This is a genomic window from Segatella intestinalis (assembly GCF_029348455.1).
Taxonomy (GTDB): Bacteria; Bacteroidota; Bacteroidia; order Bacteroidales; family Bacteroidaceae; genus Prevotella.
Window position 1 is genome coordinate 1 of record NZ_JARJVV010000037.1, and the last position, 1,299, is coordinate 1,299.

General features: G+C 38.0%; 1 protein-coding gene. It reads right to left on the reverse strand.

Features of this window, described 5'->3' with window-relative positions:
• Positions 1-13: 13 nt before the first annotated feature.
• Positions 14-1,156 (reverse strand): ISAs1 family transposase, encoded by a 1,143-nt coding sequence (locus P3T48_RS14305; RefSeq protein WP_276507132.1) that lies wholly within the window; start codon positions 1,154-1,156, stop codon positions 14-16.
• Between the last annotated feature and the right edge of the window lie 143 nt (positions 1,157-1,299).

Here is a 1,299-nt window from a genome sequence, read left to right on the forward strand (position 1 = left end):
CAGGGCGGACGCATCAAAATGCGTTCGCCTCCAAAAGTTTTGACAGGTAATTTTCGTCCCAGCCAGCTTTCATTCTTTTTAAGTTGATACTTCCCTTGATCGTTTTATCCTTTTTAAGGATGGACAAAGCAATCTTAGTAATAGTAGAGAAGTTCCTTGCTGCATTTTTCACCTTTCTACTTTCGTCTTCTCTAAAGGTAAAGTCTAATTGCCAGTGCAAATTATTCTCTATTCCCCAGTGCTTTCTTATTGCATTGGCGATTTCCTCAGGCCTTTCATTTCCTAGGGAAGTTACGTAGTACCTGTTTTCCTCGGAGGTTTCACCTGTAGAAACGATAGTTCTTCGTGACAGAATGCCAACAATAGATTTTAGCCCTTCAAATTTGTTTTTGAACATTTTTTGAGTAGTGCTGCCATAACTCACCACTATACATTTCCTTTCTTCTAATCTGCCATGCCCTCTGTCAAAGGAAGTATGCTTTGAAACTATACCCTGATAGTCACGATCAGTGTATTCGGCTATGATATCCTTTGCAAAATCATAGCTTGTCTTTTGATTTTTCTTCAATGCAATAATATAATCTCCGTTTCCCTCTCTTATTTTCTTGGTTATAGAGGTTTGGCATCCCATGGCATCAATCGTTACAATGGTGTCTTTTAAGTCTATTGCGCTAAGCAACTTTGGTACAACGGTGATTTCGTTAGTCTTGTCGCCCACCTTCTCTTGAGCCAGAGAGATATTGTTATCAGAAGACCATGCCGACACAATCCACATGCGAAAATCATCTTTGCCCAATGTGTGCTCTGAATCGCATTTGCTGGAGCCACGCATTAACTTGCCGTCAATGGCTACTATGCCTTTGACCTCACCAACAATTTCCTTGACCCAATCGCGAAAAATTTGTTCAAAGCCCTTTGGGTCAAATATAGAGAAGAAACGATTGAAGGTGTCATGGCTTGGAATGTGCTCCAAACCTACCAAACGAGATTTGAAGAACTCCTTCTTAGTTCTTCCAAACTCAGCAATATCATCCCATGTTTGACATCCAGCCAGTACTGCTGCTATGGTAATATAGATAATATGTTCCATTTTATGAACAGTTCGTCCTGTGACTCTTGGGTCTGGAATTTGTTTAGATAACTTAATTATGCTCATTTTGTAACTTTTAAGTGTTTAATTATTCTTTACAAAGATACAAAATATTTTTGGTATAAGCAAATATAAATAGTTAATATTCAATAAGATACAACATTAATATCTATATGTTAAAAGGTAAAAAGTTTGATGCGTTTGCCCTG